The sequence below is a fragment of the Agrobacterium sp. FDAARGOS_525 genome, assembly GCF_003938925.1.
GTDB classification, from domain to species: Bacteria; Pseudomonadota; Alphaproteobacteria; order Rhizobiales; family Rhizobiaceae; genus Agrobacterium; species Agrobacterium pusense.
Map to the genome: position 1 here is coordinate 1784666 of NZ_RKIU01000003.1, position 20593 is coordinate 1805258.

At 60.1% G+C, this 20593-nt stretch carries 17 protein-coding genes; 11 read left to right on the forward strand and 6 right to left on the reverse strand.

What is annotated here, in order from left to right; all coding sequences use genetic code 11:
- The first annotated feature begins 37 nt into the window (after positions 1–37).
- The 3 genes from waaA (at position 38) to lpxK (ending at position 3396) form a co-directional block, all read left to right on the forward strand.
- Entirely contained in the window at positions 38–1360 is a 1323-nt protein-coding gene (gene waaA, locus EGT36_RS10015; protein ID WP_037090824.1) for a lipid IV(A) 3-deoxy-D-manno-octulosonic acid transferase, read from the forward strand.
- Entirely contained in the window at positions 1354–2091 is a 738-nt protein-coding gene (locus EGT36_RS10020) for an HAD family hydrolase (RefSeq protein WP_125270353.1), read from the forward strand. Before waaA ends, EGT36_RS10020 begins: the two co-directional genes overlap by 7 nt.
- Positions 2092–2349: 258 nt before the next feature.
- A complete protein-coding gene (gene lpxK / locus EGT36_RS10025) occupies positions 2350–3396 on the forward strand; it encodes a tetraacyldisaccharide 4'-kinase (RefSeq protein ID WP_125270355.1) in 1047 nt (348 codons plus the stop codon).
- A gap of 106 nt (positions 3397–3502) precedes the next feature.
- Here lpxK and EGT36_RS10030 read toward each other — a convergent pair whose 3' ends face one another.
- Positions 3503–3724, reverse strand: a complete 222-nt coding sequence (locus tag EGT36_RS10030) for a DUF2093 domain-containing protein (protein ID WP_004440232.1) — start codon at positions 3722–3724, stop codon at positions 3503–3505.
- A 150-nt stretch (positions 3725–3874) separates the two neighbouring features.
- Complete coding sequence (mutL, locus tag EGT36_RS10035; protein WP_034496289.1) at positions 3875–5707, reverse strand: DNA mismatch repair endonuclease MutL; 1833 nt, start codon at positions 5705–5707, stop codon at positions 3875–3877.
- A gap of 406 nt (positions 5708–6113) precedes the next feature.
- Between mutL and EGT36_RS10040 the strand changes: the two genes are divergently transcribed.
- On the forward strand, positions 6114–7733 hold the full coding sequence (locus EGT36_RS10040) for a response regulator (protein ID WP_162719123.1): 1620 nt from the start codon (positions 6114–6116) through the stop codon (positions 7731–7733).
- Between the two features lie 183 nt (positions 7734–7916).
- Positions 7917–9269: a putative bifunctional diguanylate cyclase/phosphodiesterase gene (locus EGT36_RS10045; RefSeq protein ID WP_125270357.1), complete on the forward strand. Its 1353-nt coding sequence runs from the start codon at positions 7917–7919 to the stop codon at positions 9267–9269.
- Between the two features lie 185 nt (positions 9270–9454).
- Here EGT36_RS10045 and EGT36_RS10055 read toward each other — a convergent pair whose 3' ends face one another.
- The 4 genes from EGT36_RS10055 to EGT36_RS10070 are packed head-to-tail and all read right to left on the reverse strand — an operon-like array spanning position 9455 to position 12676.
- Entirely contained in the window at positions 9455–10342 is an 888-nt protein-coding gene (locus tag EGT36_RS10055; RefSeq protein ID WP_125270359.1) for an SMP-30/gluconolactonase/LRE family protein, read from the reverse strand.
- A gap of 4 nt (positions 10343–10346) precedes the next feature.
- Positions 10347–10976 carry a 2-dehydro-3-deoxy-6-phosphogalactonate aldolase gene (locus tag EGT36_RS10060; protein WP_004440240.1) on the reverse strand — a complete coding sequence of 210 codons (630 nt, stop codon included), beginning with the start codon at positions 10974–10976 and terminating at the stop codon, positions 10347–10349.
- A 15-nt stretch (positions 10977–10991) separates the two neighbouring features.
- Positions 10992–11906, reverse strand: a complete 915-nt coding sequence (locus EGT36_RS10065) for a 2-dehydro-3-deoxygalactonokinase (RefSeq protein WP_048902660.1) — start codon at positions 11904–11906, stop codon at positions 10992–10994.
- A complete protein-coding gene (locus EGT36_RS10070; RefSeq protein WP_037090817.1) occupies positions 11906–12676 on the reverse strand; it encodes an SDR family NAD(P)-dependent oxidoreductase in 771 nt (256 codons plus the stop codon). The genes EGT36_RS10065 and EGT36_RS10070 overlap by 1 nt, the downstream gene beginning before the upstream one ends.
- An 83-nt stretch (positions 12677–12759) precedes the next feature.
- On the opposite strand from EGT36_RS10070, the gene EGT36_RS10075 reads away from it, so the two are divergent.
- From EGT36_RS10075 to EGT36_RS10100, 6 genes are all read left to right on the forward strand, one after another.
- A complete protein-coding gene (locus tag EGT36_RS10075; RefSeq protein WP_172965639.1) occupies positions 12760–13629 on the forward strand; it encodes an IclR family transcriptional regulator in 870 nt (289 codons plus the stop codon).
- A gap of 208 nt (positions 13630–13837) precedes the next feature.
- Positions 13838–14578, forward strand: a complete 741-nt coding sequence (locus tag EGT36_RS10080; RefSeq protein WP_037090815.1) for a helix-turn-helix transcriptional regulator — start codon at positions 13838–13840, stop codon at positions 14576–14578.
- Positions 14579–14656: 78 nt separating this feature from the next.
- Positions 14657–15880, forward strand: coding sequence for a CmpA/NrtA family ABC transporter substrate-binding protein (locus EGT36_RS10085; protein WP_037090813.1), 1224 nt, complete (start codon positions 14657–14659; stop codon positions 15878–15880).
- Between the two features lie 127 nt (positions 15881–16007).
- A complete protein-coding gene (locus tag EGT36_RS10090) occupies positions 16008–17138 on the forward strand; it encodes an Mrp/NBP35 family ATP-binding protein (RefSeq protein ID WP_037090812.1) in 1131 nt (376 codons plus the stop codon).
- Positions 17139–17472: 334 nt separating this feature from the next.
- Complete coding sequence (locus tag EGT36_RS10095; RefSeq protein ID WP_004440254.1) at positions 17473–18450, forward strand: magnesium transporter CorA family protein; 978 nt, start codon at positions 17473–17475, stop codon at positions 18448–18450.
- A gap of 15 nt (positions 18451–18465) precedes the next feature.
- Positions 18466–20385, forward strand: a complete 1920-nt coding sequence (locus EGT36_RS10100) for a potassium transporter Kup (protein WP_004440255.1) — start codon at positions 18466–18468, stop codon at positions 20383–20385.
- Positions 20386–20593 lie beyond the last annotated feature (208 nt).

Genomic DNA, 20593 nt, shown 5'->3' on the forward strand with positions numbered 1-20593 from the left:
GCAGGGCATTGCGCGGAATGATCAAGGGCAGACTGTCATGAGCAGCCGTATCGCACGTTTCGCTCTTTCCGGTTACCGCATTGCCGGTATCGCCGCTTACCCGTTTGCCAAGCCCTATCTTTCCTATCGGGCCGCCAAGGGCAAGGAAGACAAACGCCGCCGGCTCGAACGTTTCGGTTATGCGAGTGCCGAGCGCCCGCGCGGGCCGCTCGTCTGGTTCCACGCCGCAAGTGTCGGCGAAACGCTGGCGCTCATTCCGCTCATCCGCGAAATCCGCAAACGCGACATCTTCGTGCTTCTGACCACGGGTACGGTCACCTCGGCCGAACTGACCCGCACCCGGCTCGGCGATGACGTGATCCACCAGTATGTGCCGCTCGACATCAAGATCGCGGTCAACCGTTTCCTGACCTACTGGGCACCCGATGCCGCCATCACGGCCGAGTCCGAAATCTGGCCGGTGACGATGATGGAACTGGAGCGTCGGCACATTCCGCAGATCCGGGTCAATGCACGCCTTTCCGACCGTTCCTTCGATCGCTGGAAAGCTCGCCACGACATTGCTGAATCTCTGTTTTCCAAGCTGGCGCTGGTGGTTGCCCAATCCGATCTCGATGCCGAACGTTTCCGCGATCTCGGCTCCTGGCCGGTGGTGATATCGGGTAACCTCAAGGGTGACACCGACCCGCCGCCCTGTGACGAGGCGCTGCTGGAGAGCTACCGCAAGCAGGTCGGCAATCGCAAGACATGGGCGGCGATCTCAACCTTCGACGGTGAGGAGAAGGCCGCGGCCACCGTGCATGCGGCGATCAAGTCGCGCAACGGGCAACTGACCATCATCGTGCCGCGCCATCCCGAGCGTGGAGATGAGGTGGAGGCCATGCTGAAGGGCATGAATCTCTCCGTTGCTCGCCGCAGCCGCAATGATGCGATAACGCCTGAAACCGATATTTTCCTCGGAGACTCGATTGGCGAAATGGGGCTTTACCTGCGGCTGACCGAGCTTGCCTTTGTTGGCCGCTCGCTGACGGCTGAAGGCGGGCAGAACCCGCTGGAGCCTGCCATGCTTGGCTGTGCGGTTTTGTCGGGCGCGCATGTGCAGAACTTCCGCGAGGCCTATCAGAAGCTGATCCGCGCAGGTGGTGGCCGCATCATCCGTGATGTGGAGATGCTGGCAAAGGCGGTGCATTATCTGCTCGTCAACGATAATGAGCGTTACAAGATGATCGATGCGGGCAATCGGGTCATTCAGGATATGCGCGGCGCGCTTTCCTCCACGGTGAAGGCGCTGGAGCCCTATATCAACCCGCTCACCGTTTCCGCCAAGCTGCAGCCGCGGAGCGCCATCGGATCATGGTAGCGGATATAGAACTCAACGTCGCGCAGTCAATCGCCGCAGTGCTTTTCGACAAGGACGGCACGCTGCTGGGCTATGACGCAAGCTGGGGACCGGTGAACCGCGAACTCGCGTCGATTGCGGCCAAGGGAGATCCCGTCCTCGCCGACAGGCTTCTCTCAGCCTGCGGCATGGATCCCGTTACCGGTCATGTCGTGCCCGACAGTCTTCTGGCCGCCGGCAACACGGCGGAGATCGCCGCCGGTCTCGTCGCCGCCGGCTCGCCCTGCGATGTTGTCGAGCTCACGCAACGTCTCGACCGGCTGTTTACCGAGGCCGCGGATAAATCCGTGCCGGTGACCGATCTCAAGGGTTTTTTCGCGAGGCTGAAGGCTCGCGGCTACAAGCTCGGTATCGCCTCCAGCGACAACGAAAACTCCATCCGCCAGACGGCCATCCGCTTCGGTTTCGAAAACGATATCGATTTCGTTGCGGGATATGACAGCGGTTACGGCACCAAGCCGCAGCCCGGCATGGTCCTCGGCTTCTGTCAGGCGACCGGTATCTCTCCCGACCGCGTGGCCGTCGTCGGCGATAATAACCACGATCTGCATATGGCGAAAAACGCCGGCGCGGGTCTCAGGGTCGCCGTTCTCACCGGCACCGGCTCTCGCGAAAGCCTGGGTGCGGATGCCCATTATTGTTTCGATGACATCACCGGGCTCGAAGCGCTGCTGCCGGAAAGGGCTGTTTGAAGCGGTGTCGCACGGTTTGCATTGTCGCGGCACTCTCTAGTCCCGTCATGCCGGCTTTGAGCCGGTATGACGGAGAAAATGGATATCGCGGCGCGCAGATTGAAGTTCCATGTTAAATCGCGGCCAGTCCGTATCAGCACCGGTGCGTAAAGCCGTCTATTCGGATTTTGCAATTTACGGTTTTTTCTGGCAAACAACCTCCCAGACGTGAAATGGCGAACGCAATGCCGTGGGCGACCCGGCCGGGAGCGGGAATAGATGGTTTCTGAAGCGCCGCCCTTCTGGTGGCAGAAAGCGGGCTGGCAGGCGTGGCTCCTGTCTCCTTTCTCGCTTCTTTACGGCAAGGTCGCCGGCCGGCGCATGCGGACGGCAAAAAGGGCAAGTGTTACCGTTCCGGTCATCTGCATCGGCAACTTTACCGTGGGTGGCGCCGGTAAGACGCCGACGGCAATGGCAATTGCAAGGGCCGCCGTTGCGAAAGGCTTGAAACCCGGATTTCTCAGCCGCGGTTATGGCGGCACACTGGACGTCACCACCCTTGTCGATCCCGCACATCATCGCTCTGCCGATGTCGGCGACGAGCCGTTGCTTCTGGCGCGCGAAGCGGTGACGGTGATTTCGCGCCGCCGCGTTGAGGGTGCGCATCGCCTGATCAAAGAGGGCGTCGATCTCATCATGATGGATGACGGGTTTCAGAGTGCGCGTCTGACGCTGGATTATGCGCTTGTCGTCATCGATACGATGCGCGGCATCGGCAACGGCCATCTGGTGCCGGGCGGTCCGGTAAGAGCCCCGCTCGCCGAACAGATGCGGCATATGACCGGGCTCCTGAAGGTCGGTAATGGTCACGCGGCCGATGCCCTTGTGCGGCGAGCCGCAAAGGCTGCCAAACCCGTTTTCGTTGCGGCGATCACGCCGCAGGAGCCGCAGGATTTCAGGGGAAGGCGTGTGCTGGCCTATGCGGGCATAGCCGACCCGGCCAAATTTTATCGAACCGTCGAAGCGCTCGGCGGCGATATCGTGATGCAGCGCTCTTTCCCGGATCATCACCACTTCAGCGATGACGAGATTGCCGATCTTCTGCAGGACGCAGGCAAGGCGGATCTGCAACTTGTCACCACGGCCAAGGATGCCGTGCGGCTTAACGGGCACCAAGGCCGGGCAGAGGAATTGCTCTGGAACAGCCTGGTGATCGAGGTCGACATGGTGTTCGACGATCCCAATGCGGCTGGAACCATTATCGATACGGCCGTGGCGAACTGCCGCGCCCGTTTGCTTCGGGATAATTCGCGGACGTCGCTTTAAGGTACCGAAAAAGACAAACCGTCGTGCGCCGGTTTCTCCTCACTGACGTGACGAGCATAGGGACGAGGGAGGCACACGCGCGACACTCGACGCGTCTCTTCCCTCCTTATGCCGGCAAAGTACCAGCCTTCTTTTCGGCTTCCAGAGAAGCCGCGGCATCCACATAGGCCTCCTGCCGCGCCACGCTCCAGTAGCGCAGCTCATCGAGCGGAATGCTCTTGCCTGTCATGGCGCAGATGACATGCGAGCCGGTCTGGACGATGCGGAAGTCACCGTCGAGATATTCGATGACGGCGAGGCGATTGCCGCCTCCTTCAAATCTGTTCATCCGTTTTCGTCTCCTGCTCTGTCCTGTCAGGGCACCCAGTCCGAAACGGCGTAGCGTTTTCCTGAACAATCCGGATGCTCCAGTATCCTGAATTTATATAGGCCGGCGTGGCGCAAGGCCAGCCCCGACGCCCGTGCATGTAAGAAGGCGTCAGCTGCGGCCGAAGAGCCGTTCTATATCGGAAAGCTTCAGTTCGATATAGGTCGGACGGCCATGATTACACTGGCCCGAACCCGGTGTATTTTCCATCTGCCGCAGAAGCGCATTCATCTCCTCCGGCCGCATGCGCCGGCCGGAACGCACCGAGCCGTGGCAGGCCATCGTGGCGGCGACATATTCTAGCTTGTTGGCAAGCGTCGAGGCGGCGTCCCATTCGGCGATCTCGTCGGCAAGCTGGCGCACCAATCCCTGCACATTGACCTCACCCAGCATGGCCGGGGTTTCGCGAACGGCGACGGCACCCGGCCCGAAACGCTCGATGACGAGCCCCAGCGCATCGAAACCGGTGGCGTGATCCATCAGCCGGTCGCAATCTTCTTCCGGCAGATCGATGATTTCGGGAATGAGCAGCACCTGCGAAGCCGGCCGTTTGGAATGCAGCGCATTCCGCATCTGCTCGAAAACCAGCCGCTCATGCGCCGCATGCTGGTCGACGATGACAAGGCCGTTTTCTGTCTGCGCGATGATGTAGTTCTCGTGCAGCTGCGCCCGCGCGGCCCCGAGCGGGTAGAGCGTGGGCTCGGGCGAGGAGCTCGCGCCGGCTTCATAAGTTTCCCGAGACTCGGCCCGCGCCGTTGGGGTGGTGATGTCCGAGAAATGTGATTGTACCGCCTCCGAAAACTGCGTTGCGCCTGAAACGGCGAGCGGCCGTGACGGCGAGGTCGCGGCGGACCATGGCGCGGGAGCGGTCGTGAAAGGCGATGGCCTGAGGCCAGAAGGGCTATAGCCGGGGCGGAAGGCGTTCATCATCTGGCTGGCGCCCGTCGTTGCCGCCCTGTCGCCGTCACGCGTCAGCGCCTGGCGGATCGCGCCGACGATCAGCCCGCGAATGAGCCCGGGGTCGCGAAAACGAACGTCGGATTTCGCCGGGTGTACGTTTACATCCACAAAGGCGGGATCGAGCGTGATGGAAAGCACCGCGACAGGATATCGCCCATGCGGCACGGTCTCGGCGTAAGCCCCGCGAATGGCGGATAAAAGCAGTTTGTCCTGCACCGGACGGCCGTTGACGAAGACATATTGATGCGCCGAATTGCCACGGTTGAAGGTGGGCACGCCGGCAAAGCCCGTCAGCGTCACATCCTCACGCCCGGCATCGATTTCGATGGCGTTGTCCTTGAAGTCCGCACCGAGAATCTGCGCCATGCGGGCCAGATGATCGTCACCCGTCGACGGAATTTCGAGCGTCGACCGATCCGTGCCTGACAGCACGAAGCGGATATGCGGAAAGGCGATCGCCATGCGTTTGACGACTTCGGTGATTGCGGCCGCTTCGGCGCGTTCCGTCTTCAGGAATTTCAGCCGCGCCGGTGTGGCGAAGAACAGGTCGCGCACCTCGACGATGGTGCCGGCATTCGAGGCGGCCGGCCTCACATCGGAAACCTTGCCGCCGGTGACGGAAATCACCGAACCCTGCTCCGCGCCCTGCTGGCGGCTGGTGATCGTCAGCTTGGCCACGGAGCCGATGGAGGGCAGTGCCTCGCCGCGGAAGCCGAGCGTGCGTATATCGTCAAGTGTATCGGAAATCTTCGAGGTGCAGTGCCGCCTGACCGCAAGCTCGAGATCGGCCGGCGACATGCCACAGCCATTGTCGGTAATCCGCACCAGCCCCTTGCCGCCGCCCGCCGTGGCGATCTCGATGCGCGTCGCCCCGGCGTCGATGGCATTTTCCACCAGTTCCTTCGTGGCGCTGGAGGGTCTTTCGATGACCTCGCCGGCGGCGATCTGGTTGATAAGGGTTTCTGAGAGCTGCTTGATGGCCATGATCGCCATTTTCGCGGATTCGCGCCGGCTTCGAAAGCAAAAAACTGAGACCGCGGAAATTTGCACATGTTTTGCGGGTTGCATGGCATCGGACCATTTCCGCCAATGCAGTTTAAGCGTTAATCCGCCCTTAATCGCCCTTGTTTATGGTGGGGCAGCTTGAAATGACCGCAGAAACGGGGCCACCTCTGCCGGGTGGTGTGTGACGTCGACTATGGGTGAGCGTCATCTTCTCCTCAAGACTGCTTCAAGCGGCAAACCCTGATGTCTGTTTTCCGGAATTTTCGTTTCATCCCGGCATCTGCCCTGGACGATTCCAATAGAAACAAAAGCCTGACCCATTAAAACAGGCGGGAGTTTGCAGTTGAGTGATTTGGCGTCCTCCGGCGCGGGCGTTCATACGGTGATGCTTGATGCCCTTTGCGACGCGCTTGGCGCGGCGATCGTCGTTTACGACCGTAACGATCACATTATTTTCGCAAGCCGGAAGCTCCTCAGTTTTTTCCCGCTGGAAGAGGCCGTCATCGGCCCCGGCGCGCGCCTGCGCGATTATCTTGGCGCCCTGTACGATTGTTACCATATCGAGACGGAAAATCCTGCCGCCAATGCCCGCCAGTTCGGTCGGGAAGAGTGGATCGGCGAACGGCTGGCTCTGCACTGGAAGGAACGGTCTGAAAAAACCGAACGGCTGAAGGGGGAGCGGTTCCTGCGCTTTGTCATGAACCGCCTGCCATCCGGTCTCGGCATTAGTGTCCTCGCGGATATTTCTGAACAGAAGAAGCGTGAAGAACAATGGCGTATCGATCTCGAGCGCGTACAGCTCCTCGAGGATATTCTCGACAATCTGCCGTTTCCCGTCTTCGTCAAGGACCGGAACCTGGCCTATGCCGCCGTGAACAAATCCGCCTGCACCCTGGTCGAAACCAGCCCCGAGAGCCTGCTCGGACGCACGGTCTTCGATCTCCATTCAAGCAAGGTTGCGGGGCGGATCGATGCGGCCGACCGGACGGTACTGGAGAGCGGCACGCCAAGCGTCATTCCGGAAAGGGTGAGACGCCTGAACGGTGAAGAGATACTGACGATCACGCGCAAACAGCGCGTAGGACGGTCAGGCCGTTATTTTCTGGTGACGACGATGGAGGATGTGACTGCGCTCGCCACGCTCGATGCGAACGGCATGCCCGTCATCCCTTCTCTGGAGCATGTGGCATTTGTGTCCTCAACCTATGGAAAGGATGAGGAGAAGGAAGGCCGTAACGGCTTGCTGAAAAGCAAGGCGGTGCTGGTCGTCTCCGAAAACAGCCGCTTTGCAGAGGCCGCAGGCCGCCAGCTCACGGCAGGTGGCATGGACCATGCAGCGGTGACGAGCGAGGAAGAGCAGCGCGCCTTTATCGATGTCGCCGCCTCCGCCGGGGTTGCCATCGATGTTGTTGTCATCGACGCCCAGATGAGCATCGCATGCCTCGATATTGCCGCGGCACACCATCTGCCCGTCGTCAGCATCGAGGAGGACGAGATTGACGCGTCGTTGTTGCATCATGTGGCTGTAGGGCTCCATTCGGTGCCGAAGGAGAAATCGGTAGAGGAGGACTGGGAGATCATGACGCAGGACCTGCCCAAAATCCTCAGCAACGGCGGCGTGTGCGACGTTCTTCTCGTCGAGGACAACCGGGTCAACCAGATCGTTTTTTCGCAGATACTTGAGGGTCTCGGGCTTTCCTGGCGGCTCGCCACGTCGGGCGAGGAAGCGCTGCGTCTCTTCGTGGAACAGGCTCCGTCGGTCGTCCTGCTTGACACGACACTTGCCGATATCGACGGCTTCGAGGTCGCCCGCCGCATGCGCGATCTTTCGGGTGAAAAGCGCATTCCTGTTGTCGGCGTCATTACCCACGCATTCGAAGGCGACCTCGACAAATGCCTCGCATCCGGGATGGAGGACATGCTGCTGAAACCTGTCAGCCCCGATATGGTGGAGGCTGTTTTTGTGCGGCTTTTTGGCAAGGACGTGCTGCAGCTGCAGGCGTGATAGCCCCCTCCATCGAACCGCGTGGCGTAAACATACAATTAATTGCCGCCGCCTCGGCCGTTTTGCGCTGGCAGCGGGTCTCAACGAGGGCGGTCTGCGTTTTTCGGTTCGTCGCTCTATGGCTTTTTTAATACTTGCCCTGCATTGTGATCGCGGTCGATAGAGGATTCAAGAGATGCAGGAATGAAACGGGCAGAGCCGCAAACGTTGCAGGTTAGCCAGAACGAGCTTCAGGCGATGGCCTACAGCGATCCGCTGACAGGGCTCGGCAACCGCTACCGTTTGCGGGACAAGATCCGCATGCTCGCCAGCGAACGCTCCAGCGATCCAGCACCCTTCACGGTCGGCATTGCCAATATAGACGGCTTCAAACCCATCAATGACCTTTTCGGCGTGCAGGCGGGCGATGAAATCCTCTGCCAGGTTGCTCACCGCCTCAAAGCCTGCATTCCCGATGGCGCCATCGTGACGCGCCATGACGGCGACGAATTCGCTTTCGTATTGCCGCTGGTGTTCGAACGCACCGGTGCCGAGCGTGTCGGCAACATGATCAAGGACGTGCTCTCCGCTCCCTATGATCTTGGTGATCGTAACGTCCGGCTTTCCTCCTCGTTCGGCTTTGCCATCTATCCCTTCGCCGGCGATGATTTTGAGGATCTTCTGAAAAGCGCCGAGACGGCGCTCTACCGCTCCAAGCGGCGCGGCCGCGGCCAGATCACCGTCTATTCGCGTGAGATTGCGCAGGAGATGAAGCGCGCCACGCAGCTTGAGCAGGCGCTCAGAAACGCGATCATCACCGACGCGATCGACGTGCATTTCCAGCCCATCGTCCGGCTGGAGGAGGCGAAGGTCATCGGTTTCGAGGCGCTCGCGCGCTGGAACGATCTGGATCTCGGCTTCGTATCGCCTGCGGTTTTTGTGCCGCTGGCCGAAGAACGCGGTTTCATCGATGCGCTTTCGGAGGCCCTGCTCAGAAAAGCCGCGGAAGCGGCGCTTTTCTGGCCGCGTGAGCTCTTTCTGTCCTTCAACCTGTCGTCCGCGCAACTGATGGACCCCAGCACGGCCGACAATATTCTGTCCATACTTTCGCGTGTCGGCCTCGACCCGCACCGGCTGGAGCTTGAAATCACCGAAACGGCGGTCATGACCTCCGCCGATACCGCCCAGCGGATCATCAGCGAGTTGCAGAGCGCGGGCGTTCGTATTTCTCTCGACGATTTCGGCACCGGCCAATCGAGCCTCGGCCGCCTGCGGGATTTCACATTCGACAAGGTGAAGATCGACCGCGCTTTCGTCTCGCGCATCAGCAGCGACCGCCCTTCCGAACATATCATCAAGGCCATCGTCGCCATGTGCGAAGGGCTTGATCTTGAAGTCGTGGCCGAAGGGATAGAGGAGCGGGCGGAAGAGGAAAAACTGCGCGCGCTCGGCTGCGCCATGGGACAAGGCTACTTCTACGGCCGCCCCGCCGACGCCGCGGCGACCCAGCGGTATCTACATGAGAATTACCGCGAGATATTTTCGGATATTTCCTGAGAAACGGAATGACCTTGGACGAGGTGGTGGGGACGCCCCCAACACCCCTCATTCCTGTCTTTGTCACGGGAACCCGGCCGACGCGCGTTTGCGCGGCGAAGAGAGTCCCTTCAGCCCAAGGACTTGGACTGCCTAGATTCCTGTGACAAGCACAGGAATGAGGAGAAGGCGGTGCGTGCGGCGTCTCAGAGCCTGTAAAGCGGCTCAAACCGGCCCTTGACCTCAACCCCCAGTTCGAACGTCAACCCGTGCTGCGGATTGGCGGCTAGGGCGTCCTCGTCAAGATTTTCACGCGCCGACGTCACGAGAAGGCGCGATGCTTCCGGGCCGACGAAGGCCGGGCAGGTCGTCTGTCCCGCGGGCACCGCATATCGGGCAATATGGTTGCCGTCGGTATCATAACGATCGACCGCGCCTTCGCCCCAACGAGCGTTCCAGATATGCCCTTCAGCATCGCAGACCGAGCCGTCGATACCGCCATCGACTCCTGTCGAATCGATGAAGACTTCAGCCTTGCCGGAAGGGAGGCCGGTCTCCGGATCGAGCGGCACGCGCATCAGCTTGTTCACCTTGGTATCGACGTAATATCCGGCCGCGCCATCGGGCGAGAAGCAGATCGAATTCGGAATGCTGATATCGGCAAACAGCTTCGTCACCGTGCCTTTGTAAACATGATAGATGCTGCCCGCGCCGGTTTCCGCCTTGCGGCCCATGGTGCCGATCCAAAGCGCGCCGCAAGGGTGCATGCGCCCGTCATTGGACCGGTTGCCGGGCAGGTCCTTTTCCAGCTCCGCATGCAGAGTCAGCACACCAGTCTTCGTATCACGCAGGAAAAGCCCGTCATCGGAGGCGATCAACTGTTGGCTGTCGCTGACTTTTGCCAGAGCGCTGCCCATGAAGGGCAGGGCATGGACCGTCTTGCGGCCGGAGGCGAGGTGCAGTTCATGCAATTCCCGCTCGAGAATGTTGAACCACCAGGCCGTGCCGGTCGCAGGGTCGAAGGTCGGGCCTTCGCCGAGCAGCATCGGCGTCTCGTCAAGAACACGTCCGGTAAAGGGAAAAACAGTCGCCAAGCTCTTATCCTCCGATGGCTGCATCATAGGCCGACAGTGTGACAGTGGCGCGTTCGCGTACCTCCGCTGCGGTCATGCCGGGTTTATAGAGGCTGGTTCCGAGCCCGAACGCCATGATGCCGGCCGATGTATAGTCGGCAAAATTCTTATCCGAGACACCGCCGACCGCGGCGATGACCAGATCCTTCGGCAGGATCGTCCGGATCGCATTGATGCCGGCGGGGCCGATGATGCTGGCGGGGAAGAACTTCAGCCCGGTCGCACCGGCTTTTGCGGCCACCAGCGCTTCGGTGGGGGTGAGAACGCCCGGCATCGTCACCATGCCTTTTTCACGTGCAGCTGTAATGACCTCCGCATCGGCATTGGGGCTAACCATCAGCCTGCCGCCTGCCGCGTCCAGCGATGCGACGTCTTCCACGCTCAGCACGGTCCCGGCGCCGATCAGGCAATCGGCGGGCGCCATCTTTGCCGCGATCTCGATGGAGCGGAACGGATCGGGGGAGTTCAGCGGAATTTCGATGGCGCGGAAGCCGGTTTCGATCAGCGCGCCGACAACGCCTTCTGTCTCCTCGGGTTTCAGGCCGCGCAGGATGGCAATCAGCGGATATTTGATGGAAGGAAAGGGAATACGCATGGTCGATCTTTCTTCTTATGGCCAGATGGCTGTTGCAGCGGCCAGCAATCCGCGCCGCACGGCTTCGTCTGCGTCGATGACCGTATAGTGGATATCGAGGGCGGTGAAGGCGCCTTCGTAAAGCGCGCCAAGCGCGCCGGAGCCGATCAGCACCACCGGTGTCTCCCGCCGCGCCGTCGAATGCGCGCCGGCGATCTCCAGCCCGATCATGATGCCGGAAAGCCTGGCCTTGGCATCCGTGGCGGCGAGGCCATGCAGCAGTTGACCGGAGCGCAGTGTGAACAGCCGGTTGCTGGCGAGCTGCGGATTGGCGTAAATGTCGAGCACGGCCGCTCTGAAGTCCTCGTGTTGGCCGGTGAACGGCTCCGCCTCGGCCACCGCATGGGACAGGATCGTCTGCTTGGAAATGACCTCGAACAGTTCGCCGGTCATGAAGGTGGCAAAGCCGTTGACGTCGCCATCACGAACGGTCACCCATTTGGAATGCGTGCCGGGCATGCAGACAAGTTTCTCGCCGGTGTCCGAGGAGGCAAGAGCGCCGAGCAATTGCGTTTCCTCGCCACGCATCACGTCGGGCGCGTTTTTATCCCGCTGCGCCAGCCCCGGCAGAATGCGCACATCGCGCGCCTGACCCGGCACGCGAACCGCGCCATCCAGCACCGACGACAGCGATGCCGGCACGTCGATGTAACCCGCTTCGACCCAACCCTGCCGCGCGCCTGCCATACCACAGACGAGAACCGGCAAATCTTCAGGCGCGCCGATGGCGTCGAGATGCGCTTGCAGAACCTCGGCAAAACCGGTCCGCATGGCCGTGGTCATGCCTTCCGAACTTCTGCGCTCCGCCAGAACAGCACCCGAGCGGCTCATGAGCCAGAGCCGGAAACTGGTCGTACCCCAGTCAACGGCGATAAAAGCGGGTTCAGACATTATAGAAGGCCTCCGTCTACGATTATGGATTGCGCCGTGATGGCGCTTGATGCCGAGGATGCGAGAAACAGGCATGGCCCAGACAAATCGGCAGCGACGAGCATGCGCTTCAAGCATTGCCGCGCCGTGGTGGTCGCAATGCCCTCATCCGTCAGCCACAGTTCCTTCTGCCGCTCGGTCACGATCATGCCCGGCAGCAGCGTGTTGACGCGGATATTTTCTGGCCCCAGCCGGCCGGCAAGGCTTTTTGTCAACCCGATGATACCTGCCTTCGCCGCCGCATAGGAGGGAAGTTCGCCCATGTTGAGCAGAAACGAGATGGACGAGAAATTGATGATGGAGGCGTCTTTCGCGAGCCGGAGGTAGGGAAGCGCGGCCTGAACGGTAAAAAACATCTGCTTGAGATTGACCGCCTGATTGGCATCCCAATAGGCTTCCGTCACCGTATCTATGTCATGACGGTCGTCCCAGGCGGCGTTGTTGACCAGAACCTTGATGCCGCCGATCGCCGCGGCCGCCTCAGTGACGGTCACGGCTATGGCCGCCACGTCTCGCAGGTCGGCCCTGAAGAAATGGACCGGGTGGGGCGACACCCCGGAAAGCCGCCGGACCAGCGCTTCGCTCGGCTCTTCGGCGATATCGATGAACGCTACCTTTGCGCCCTGCATGGCAAAGGCTTCCACGAGCGAAGCCCCTATGCCGGAACCGCCGCCGGTGATCAGCACGCCCGCATCCTTGAGGTCCGGAAATTGGGCTGTCGTCATCGGCATGATCTCATCCGTCAGGGGCTTGATTGTTCCATTATTTGGAACTAGATTTTAATAAATGGAATTATTCCCTTGGCGCAAGCCCCATGTCAAGGCGAATGACAATGGATGTTGCCATGCCTGATATCAAAATACCCAATGGCAGGATGCGCAGCGCAGTTCCAGCCGCGCGGCAAAAAACCGATAGCGACACCGGTACACTCGGTAAGGCCACCTCGCTCCTGGAACTGATCGCCCTTGCTGAAAGGCAGATGCGTTTCACCGATGTGGTGGAAGCGTGCGGCCAGCCGCGAGGCACCGTCCACCGCCAGCTCGCACATCTGCTTGCCGAAGGCCTGATAGACCAGGCTCCCGACCAGACCTACGTTGTTGGCCTGAGGCTGTTGCAGTTTGCAGCCAAAGCCTGGAGTGGCAACGATCTGCGCAGCATAGCCGCCCCACACCTGGCGGCGCTGCAGGAGGCAACGCAGGAATCGGTGCATCTCGCGGTTCTGATCGGGCGCGAAGTGACCTATCTGGACAAGATTGAGGGCAAGCACAGCTTGCGCATGCATTCGCAGGTTGGAAAGACCTCACCAGCCTATTGCACCGGCGTGGGTAAGGCTGCGCTGTCGCTGCTGCCCGCCGGCGATCTGGAAGATCTCGCGGACGGGCTGGATTTTAAGCGCTTCACGGACAACACCATCACCACACCGCAGGCCCTGATGGAGGATGTTTCGGCCATTCGCACCCTCGGTTACGGTTTCGACCTTCAGGAACACGAGATCGGCATTCATTGCGTTGCGGCGCCGTTACCGGCCCCGGGACGCAGTTTCCGCGCGGCGATTTCAGTGACCGGCCCCGCCTACAGGGTGGATGTGGAACAGCTCCGCGCCTGGGCTCCGCTAGTGCGTGCAACCGCCGATAAAATTTCGGCAGAACTTGTCTATCGCTTATCGCCGGTTGCGGATGATTGACGAAAAGCCGATGCCGCTTATGGGGATGCCCGCCCGCGAAAAAGAGGAGACATGACCGGCTTACGCGAGATAACGCTAATTTTCGAATATTCTGATCTAATTTTCAACTTTTGTTTGCATGAATCGATTTGCTGAGTAACATCCTCAAAATTCCGGGCAGAGGCGGGCCTTTGCGGCGGCATTTCCTCATGCTCGAAGAACAGCTTTCATGCAGAAAACAGAAACGGCCAGCGTTCAGTCGATTGGTGTTGATTGCGTTCGCGAGATCGCCAATCTTAATACGCAGTTCGATATATTCCGCTTCCTGAAGCGGCTGACGGAGGCGTGGGAATTCAGGGCCTTCATGGTACTCGACCTCACTACAGAGGTCTCGAGCGAATTATCGCATTATACCGTCATCACCAGCTGGCCGGCCGAACTGTTGCAACGCTATGATGAAGAAGGCGAGTTGCAGGACAGCCGCGTCATGGCGCGGCTAAGAAAATCCACTGTACCCTTTTCCGTGTCGCTGGATTTCCTGGTCGAAGGCGAGGGGCATGTCCTGAAGAAAAACGTGGTCGCGCTTTTCGAACGGTTCGAGATGATAAATTCCGTCTGGTTCCCGGTGCATGATGTCACCCTCAGGCGCGGCGCCGTATCCTTTTCCGGCAACAAGACGGCCCTGCCGGAAGCCCGGCTTGCGGAGCTTTTTTACATTTCCAGCCACGTCTTTGCCCGGCTGTCCGAAATCCGCCGTCTCGATCTCCGCGTGCCGGAAACATTGAGCGAACGGGAGATCGACTGCCTGAACTGGACGGCAGCCGGCAAGACCAGTGCCGAAATCGCCGAGATCATGATGTTGTCGGAGCATACCATCAATCACTACCTGAACCGCGCGACGAAAAAACTCGATACGGTCAACCGCACCCAGGCGGTCGCCAAGGCCCTGCGCGTCGGACTGATTAAATAGCGAAACTCGCAATTTTATCATTGTGATAAAGCCCTTCCTGGGCGATCCTCTTTTCGAATCACCGGAAAGGAGAAATCGTTGCCGGAGCGGCATAGTGTAAAAGCGGGATTTTCTCCGACTGTCGATTGCGCCGTGCTGATAGTCGCTGCCGAAAAAGGCTTTGCCGCCGATGAAGGCATAGAACTGGAACTGGTCCGAAAGCAGTCCGCACGTGGTGTTCTTTCGGTGCTCGGCGAGGACGGCGTTCAGATCGCGCATTTGCCCGCTCCCGTTCCCGTGGGGTCGGCCGTTGGCATCCATGATATGCCCGCCAATATCATCGGCGTTTTCACGCTTTCCCTCGGCGGCTCCGCGACCACCGTTTCCCCTGGGTTTTATGATGAACTTTACCGTGAGGGACTGAAGCTGCCGGACCCGGCGGCTTTCGGCCGTGCGATGGCCCGCGTCTGCGCCGCACGCCGGGCCGCGGGTGAAAATCCGCCCGTCTTCGCGGTTGAGGATATCGCCTCGACGTCCTTTTATGCCCTGCGTTATCTGCTCGGAAGCTGCGGTGTGCTGCTTGGCCGTGACATGGAAATCGTCGAAGCGCTGCCGAAGGCGATGCCCGGGCTTCTGGAAAGCGGCGACGTCGATGCGCTCTGTTCCGCTGAACCCGCGGGCAGCGCTGCGGTGCTGGGTGGCGCCGGGCGTATCGTGACGACGGGCGCGCTCATCTGGCACAATGCCCCGGAAAAAATACTTGCCGTGAAGCGAGATTGGGCTGATGCGAATGCCAGCCTGTTGGAGGGGCTGCTACGCGCGCTTTATCGCGCGGGCGAGTGGTGCGCCAACCCCGCCAATATCGAAGAACTCGCCGGTATTCTGGCCGCCCCCCATTATATGAACGTCAGTGGCGAATTACTGCTTCCGGCCCTGACGGGCTATATTTCGACTTCGCAGAAGGACATGCAGCGTTTTCAGGAATTTTTCGTCACCAGCGCGAAAGCGGCGAATTTTCCATGGCAAAGCCAGGCTCTTTGGTTCTTCAGCCAGATGTTGCGCTGGGGGGAAATACCCGCCGGTTGCCGTTTCGATGCCGCGGTGGTGGAAGCCGCACGCAATGCGTATAGGCCGGATATTTTTCGCAAGGCGATGAAACCACTTTTCGTGCCGGTGCCGGGCGCCAATCTGAAGCTGGAAGGCACGCTGAGGGAACCTGTTCATGTCGGCGCATCGCGTACCGGCCTCGTTCTGGGACCCGACTGTTTCTTCGACGGGCGCGTCTTCGATCCGGAGACGCTCGATATGGATGACGAGATTTGAAATCGCAGCGCTAAATCGTCGCGAATGGTTCCTGTTTGCGCTTTGGCGTTGGCGAACCGCTTCCGCTTGTCTATGGATGGCGCAAATTGTTTCCCGATCAGGCCGGACGATGTAACGGAGTAAGACAATGGCAGAGGTTAGCAAGAACCAGGTGGAAAAGGCTCTGGACGCCGTCATCTATCCCGGCAGCGGCAGAAGCATCGTTTCCCTCGGCATGGTCTCGGAAATCTTCATCGCAGATGGAAAGGCCTATTTCTCGATCACCGTCCCGGCCGACAGGGCGGCCGAGATGGAGCCGTTGCGCCTGTCCGCCGAACAGGCGGCGAAGGGCGTTCCGGGTATCGCCGGCGCGGTCGTGGCGCTGACTGCCGATCGCAAGCCCGGCCAACAGCAGCCGGCGCCGCCGCGTCCCGCCGCGGCAGCGGGCCGGCCAACACAGCAGCCGGGCTCGTCCAAGGTGGGCGTCCCCGGCGTCCGCGCCATCATCGCCGTCGCATCGGGCAAGGGCGGGGTCGGCAAATCGACGACATCAGTCAATCTTGCGCTCGGCCTTCAGGCGCTTGGCCTGAAGGTCGGCATGCTGGATGCGGACATTTACGGGCCTTCGCTGCCGCGGCTCCTCAAGATTTCCGGTCGTCCGAAACAGCAGGAGGACCGCATCATTCTTCCCATGGAGAATTATGGGCTGAAGGTCATGTCCATGGGGTTTCTGGTGGATGAGGAGGCCGCGATGATCTGGCGCGGGCCAATGGTGCAGTCCGCCCTGATGCAGATGCTGCGTGAAGTCGCTTGGGGCGAGCTCGACGTGCTGGTGCTGGATATGCCGCCCGGCACGGGTGATGCGCAGCTGACCATCGCCCAGCAGGTGCCGCTTGCCGGCGCGGTCATCGTTTCCACTCCACAGGACCTCGCGCTGCTCGACGCGCGCAAGGGCATCACCATGTTCCGCAAGGTGGAGGTGCCATTGCTCGGCGTCATCGAGAACATGAGTTACTTCATCGCACCTGATACCGGCGCCCGCTACGATATTTTCGGCCACGGCGGCGCGAAGGCGGAAGCCGAAAGGATCGGTGTGCCGTTCCTCGGCGAGGTGCCGCTCACCATCGCCATCCGCGAAATGTCGGACGCCGGAACGCCTGTCGTCGTTGCCGACCCGGATGGTCCACAGGCTGCGATCTACCGCGAGATAGCGAAAAAAGTCTGGGAGCGTATTGGCGCCGGTGAAAGAAAAGCGGCTCCAAAGATCGTTTTCGAATAAGCTACGGACGGCCGGCAAAACCGCAAAGCGCACCTGCGCTGTGAATAGTCCTGTAAAAACAGAAGATTGGTGGCCAGTAACGGTGCGGTTTCTGGCCATGAAATCCAGAAGTGCTTCGTCTGCAAAGCTGTCACGAAAAAATATTGCTTGATTGCATCTCGCTTTGGGCGCATACGCCTGCGCCGTTTGGCTCTTGGTCCATCGGGCTGGCGCGATATGACGTTGCGCCTGTTTCGGTGGTCCCTGAAGTGTCGTCCAAAGGTTTGCCGACAGCAAACAGGATATGTTAAGCAGCATTGCGGCTAAGGCCTGCAATGTGGAGCGGAGAAACGGATTGATAAAAGCCTATCGCGCCAATTGCGAGGCGATCAGCCTGTCGTCAGACGACGGCTCCGTACAGATTCCTGATGACATCGTCTGGATCGATCTCGTCAACCCGGACAGGGCGGAAGAGCAGCATGTGGAAAAGCTGCTGCAGCTCGATCTGCCGACGCGTGAGGATCTGAAGGATATCGAGCCCTCCAGCCGTCTCTACATGGAAGACGGCAATGTTTTCATGACCGCATCGCTGGTGTGGAAGGCGGATTCGGACGACCCCCGCCTCACCGACGTCGCCTTCATCCTCGCCGGCACGCGCCTCGTGACGATCCGTTATGCTGAGCCGAAATCATTCCACCTTTTCATTGCCGCCATCACCCGCGCGCCGCATGAGATGCGCAGCGGCACGGCGCTGCTTTTGAAACTGCTCGAGACAATCGTCGATCGCACGGCCGAAATTCTCGAAAACTCGGTCGCTGGCATCGACAATCTCGCCGCTGATATTCTCGGCAGCCAAGCCCGTTCCAAGCGCAAGGCGCCGCGTTATCTCGAAGACCGCCTGACCAACATCGCTGCCTATCATCGGCTGATTTCGAAGGTCCGCGTCAGTCTTGCATCGCTGGCGCGGCTGCAGACGTTCTTTTCCACCAGCGATCAGGCGAGCGCGGACAAGGTTGCGAGGGAGCAGGGCAAGTCCATCGGACGCGATATCCAGTCGCTGAACGAACATGCCTCCTTCGTTTCCGGCAATCTGACCTTCCTGCTCGATGCCTCGCTCGGCATCATCAACATCGAGCAGAACAGCATCATCAAGATATTCTCCATCGCTTCGGTGGTTTTTCTGCCGCCCACGCTGGTGGCTTCGGTTTACGGAATGAACTTTCAGCTCATGCCGGAGTTGAACTGGACATTTGGTTATCCACTTGCGCTGATCGTCATGGTGATGTCCGCAATCATCCCGTTTCTCTTTTTTCGTTGGAAGGGCTGGCTCTGAGGAGCCAGGATCATCATGTCCCAGATCGCTGACAAGGATGTTGCCGAGAAGCCGGATGCGGATGACGCTCACAAGAACAAGGGGCTTTACGCCGCTATCCTTGGTTCGATCGGCGTCGTTTATGGCGATATCGGCACCAGCCCGCTCTACGCCTTTCGCGAAGCCCTGCGGCCCATCGCCTATGACGGGGTGACGCAGGAAGAGGTCATCGGCCTCACATCGCTGATGATCTGGTCTCTGACGATCATCGTCACCTTCAAATACATCACGCTTTTGCTGCGCGCCGACAATGACGGCGAGGGCGGTACGCTGTCGCTGCTGGCGCTGCTGATGAAGACGGCCGGCACCCATCGCAGCGTTCTTATCGTGCTTGGCCTGATTGGCGCGGCGCTGTTTCTCGGCGATGCCATGATCACCCCGGCACTTTCAGTGCTTTCGGCGGTGGAAGGCCTGAAGCTCGTCACCCCGGAGATGGACGCCTTCATCATTCCGATCTCTGTCGGTATCCTGATTGGCCTCTTCGCCATCCAGTCCCACGGCACCGGCACGGTGGCAAAATTTTTCGGACCGATCACCGCGGTCTGGTTCATCGTCATGGGCCTTGCAGGCCTCATTCATATTGCTGACGACTTCAGCATTCTCTTTGCCTTCAACCCGTGGCACGCGGTCGAGTTTCTGGCGAATGAAGGTTTTTATGGCATTGTCGTGCTCGGCGCGGTGTTCCTGACGATTACGGGCGCAGAAGCGCTTTATGCAGACCTCGGCCATTTCGGCCGCCGCCCCATCCAGTGGGCGTGGTTCTGTCTGGTATTCCCGGCGCTGACGCTGAACTATCTGGGGCAGGGCGCGCTGGTGCTGAAAGACCCGGCGGCCATGTCCAATCCCTTCTATCTGATGTTCCCGCAATGGGCGATCCTGCCCGCCGTCATTCTGGCGACCGCCGCGACAATCATTGCCAGCCAGGCCGTTATAACGGGCGCCTTCTCGCTGGTTCGCCAGGCGATTCACCTCGGCTACCTGCCGCGCATGGAAATTCTCTTCACCTCGGAAACCAATACCGGGCAGATTTATCTTCCGGCGGTCAACACCATCCTGCTTTTCGGTGTCGTTGCCCTGGTGCTCACCTTCAAGAGCTCGGATGCGCTGGCCACCGCCTATGGTATTTCGGTCACCGGTGCGATGGTCGTCACCAGCCTGATGTTCTTCGAGTTCGTGCGCAAACGCTGGCAATGGTCGATCTGGCTTGCCCTTGCGGTGCTGACCCCGCTTCTGGTGCTGGAACTGATCTTCCTCGGCGCAAACCTTCTGAAAATTCATGATGGCGGTTACGTGCCGGTGCTGCTGGCGATTGCCTTCACGGTCATCATGACGACTTGGCAGCGCGGTTCGAGAATCCTGTTCGCCAAGACGCGCCGCATCGATGTGCCGCTGAAGGCCTTCATCGCCTCAGTGGAAAAGGAAAGCGCCCATGCGCCGGTGCGCGTACCGGGTACGGCGATTTTCCTCACCGGCGATCCGGAAACGGCGCCGGCGGCTTTGCTGCATAATCTCAAGCATAACCACGTCCTTCACGACAAGAACGTCATCCTGACGATCCGCACCGAGGATCAGCCGCGCGTTCATCCGGCAGATCGTTATACGTTGACGAAGATGAGCGACCGTTTCGCCGTGGTCGAGCTGCATTTCGGCTTCATGGAAACCCAGAATGTTACCCAGGCGCTGGGCTATCTGCGCCGCACGGGCTACAAGTTCGACATCATGTCGACCTCCTTCTATCTCGGTCGCCGCAAGCTGGTTCCAGATCCGAAATCGGGCATGCCGGGCTGGCAGAACCGCCTGTTCATCGCGCTCGCCGAAACCGCGGCCGATCCCTCCGACTATTTCCGCCTGCCTGCCAATCGGGTGGTGGAACTCGGTTCGCACGTCGTGGTGTGACGAAGTGGGCATGCCCTCAATGTAGCCGGGCGATCTCGTTCTCTCTGTCATACCGGCCTTGAGCCGGTATCCAGCCAGCCCAAGTCCTTGGGGTGAAGGGGTCTTTACGCCGCGCCGACGCGCGACGGCTGGTTCGGGCTCGAGGCCGGAATGACGGATGAGGAGATTCCCTGCGGCACAGTTCTGATCGGCGCATGCGAACTCGACT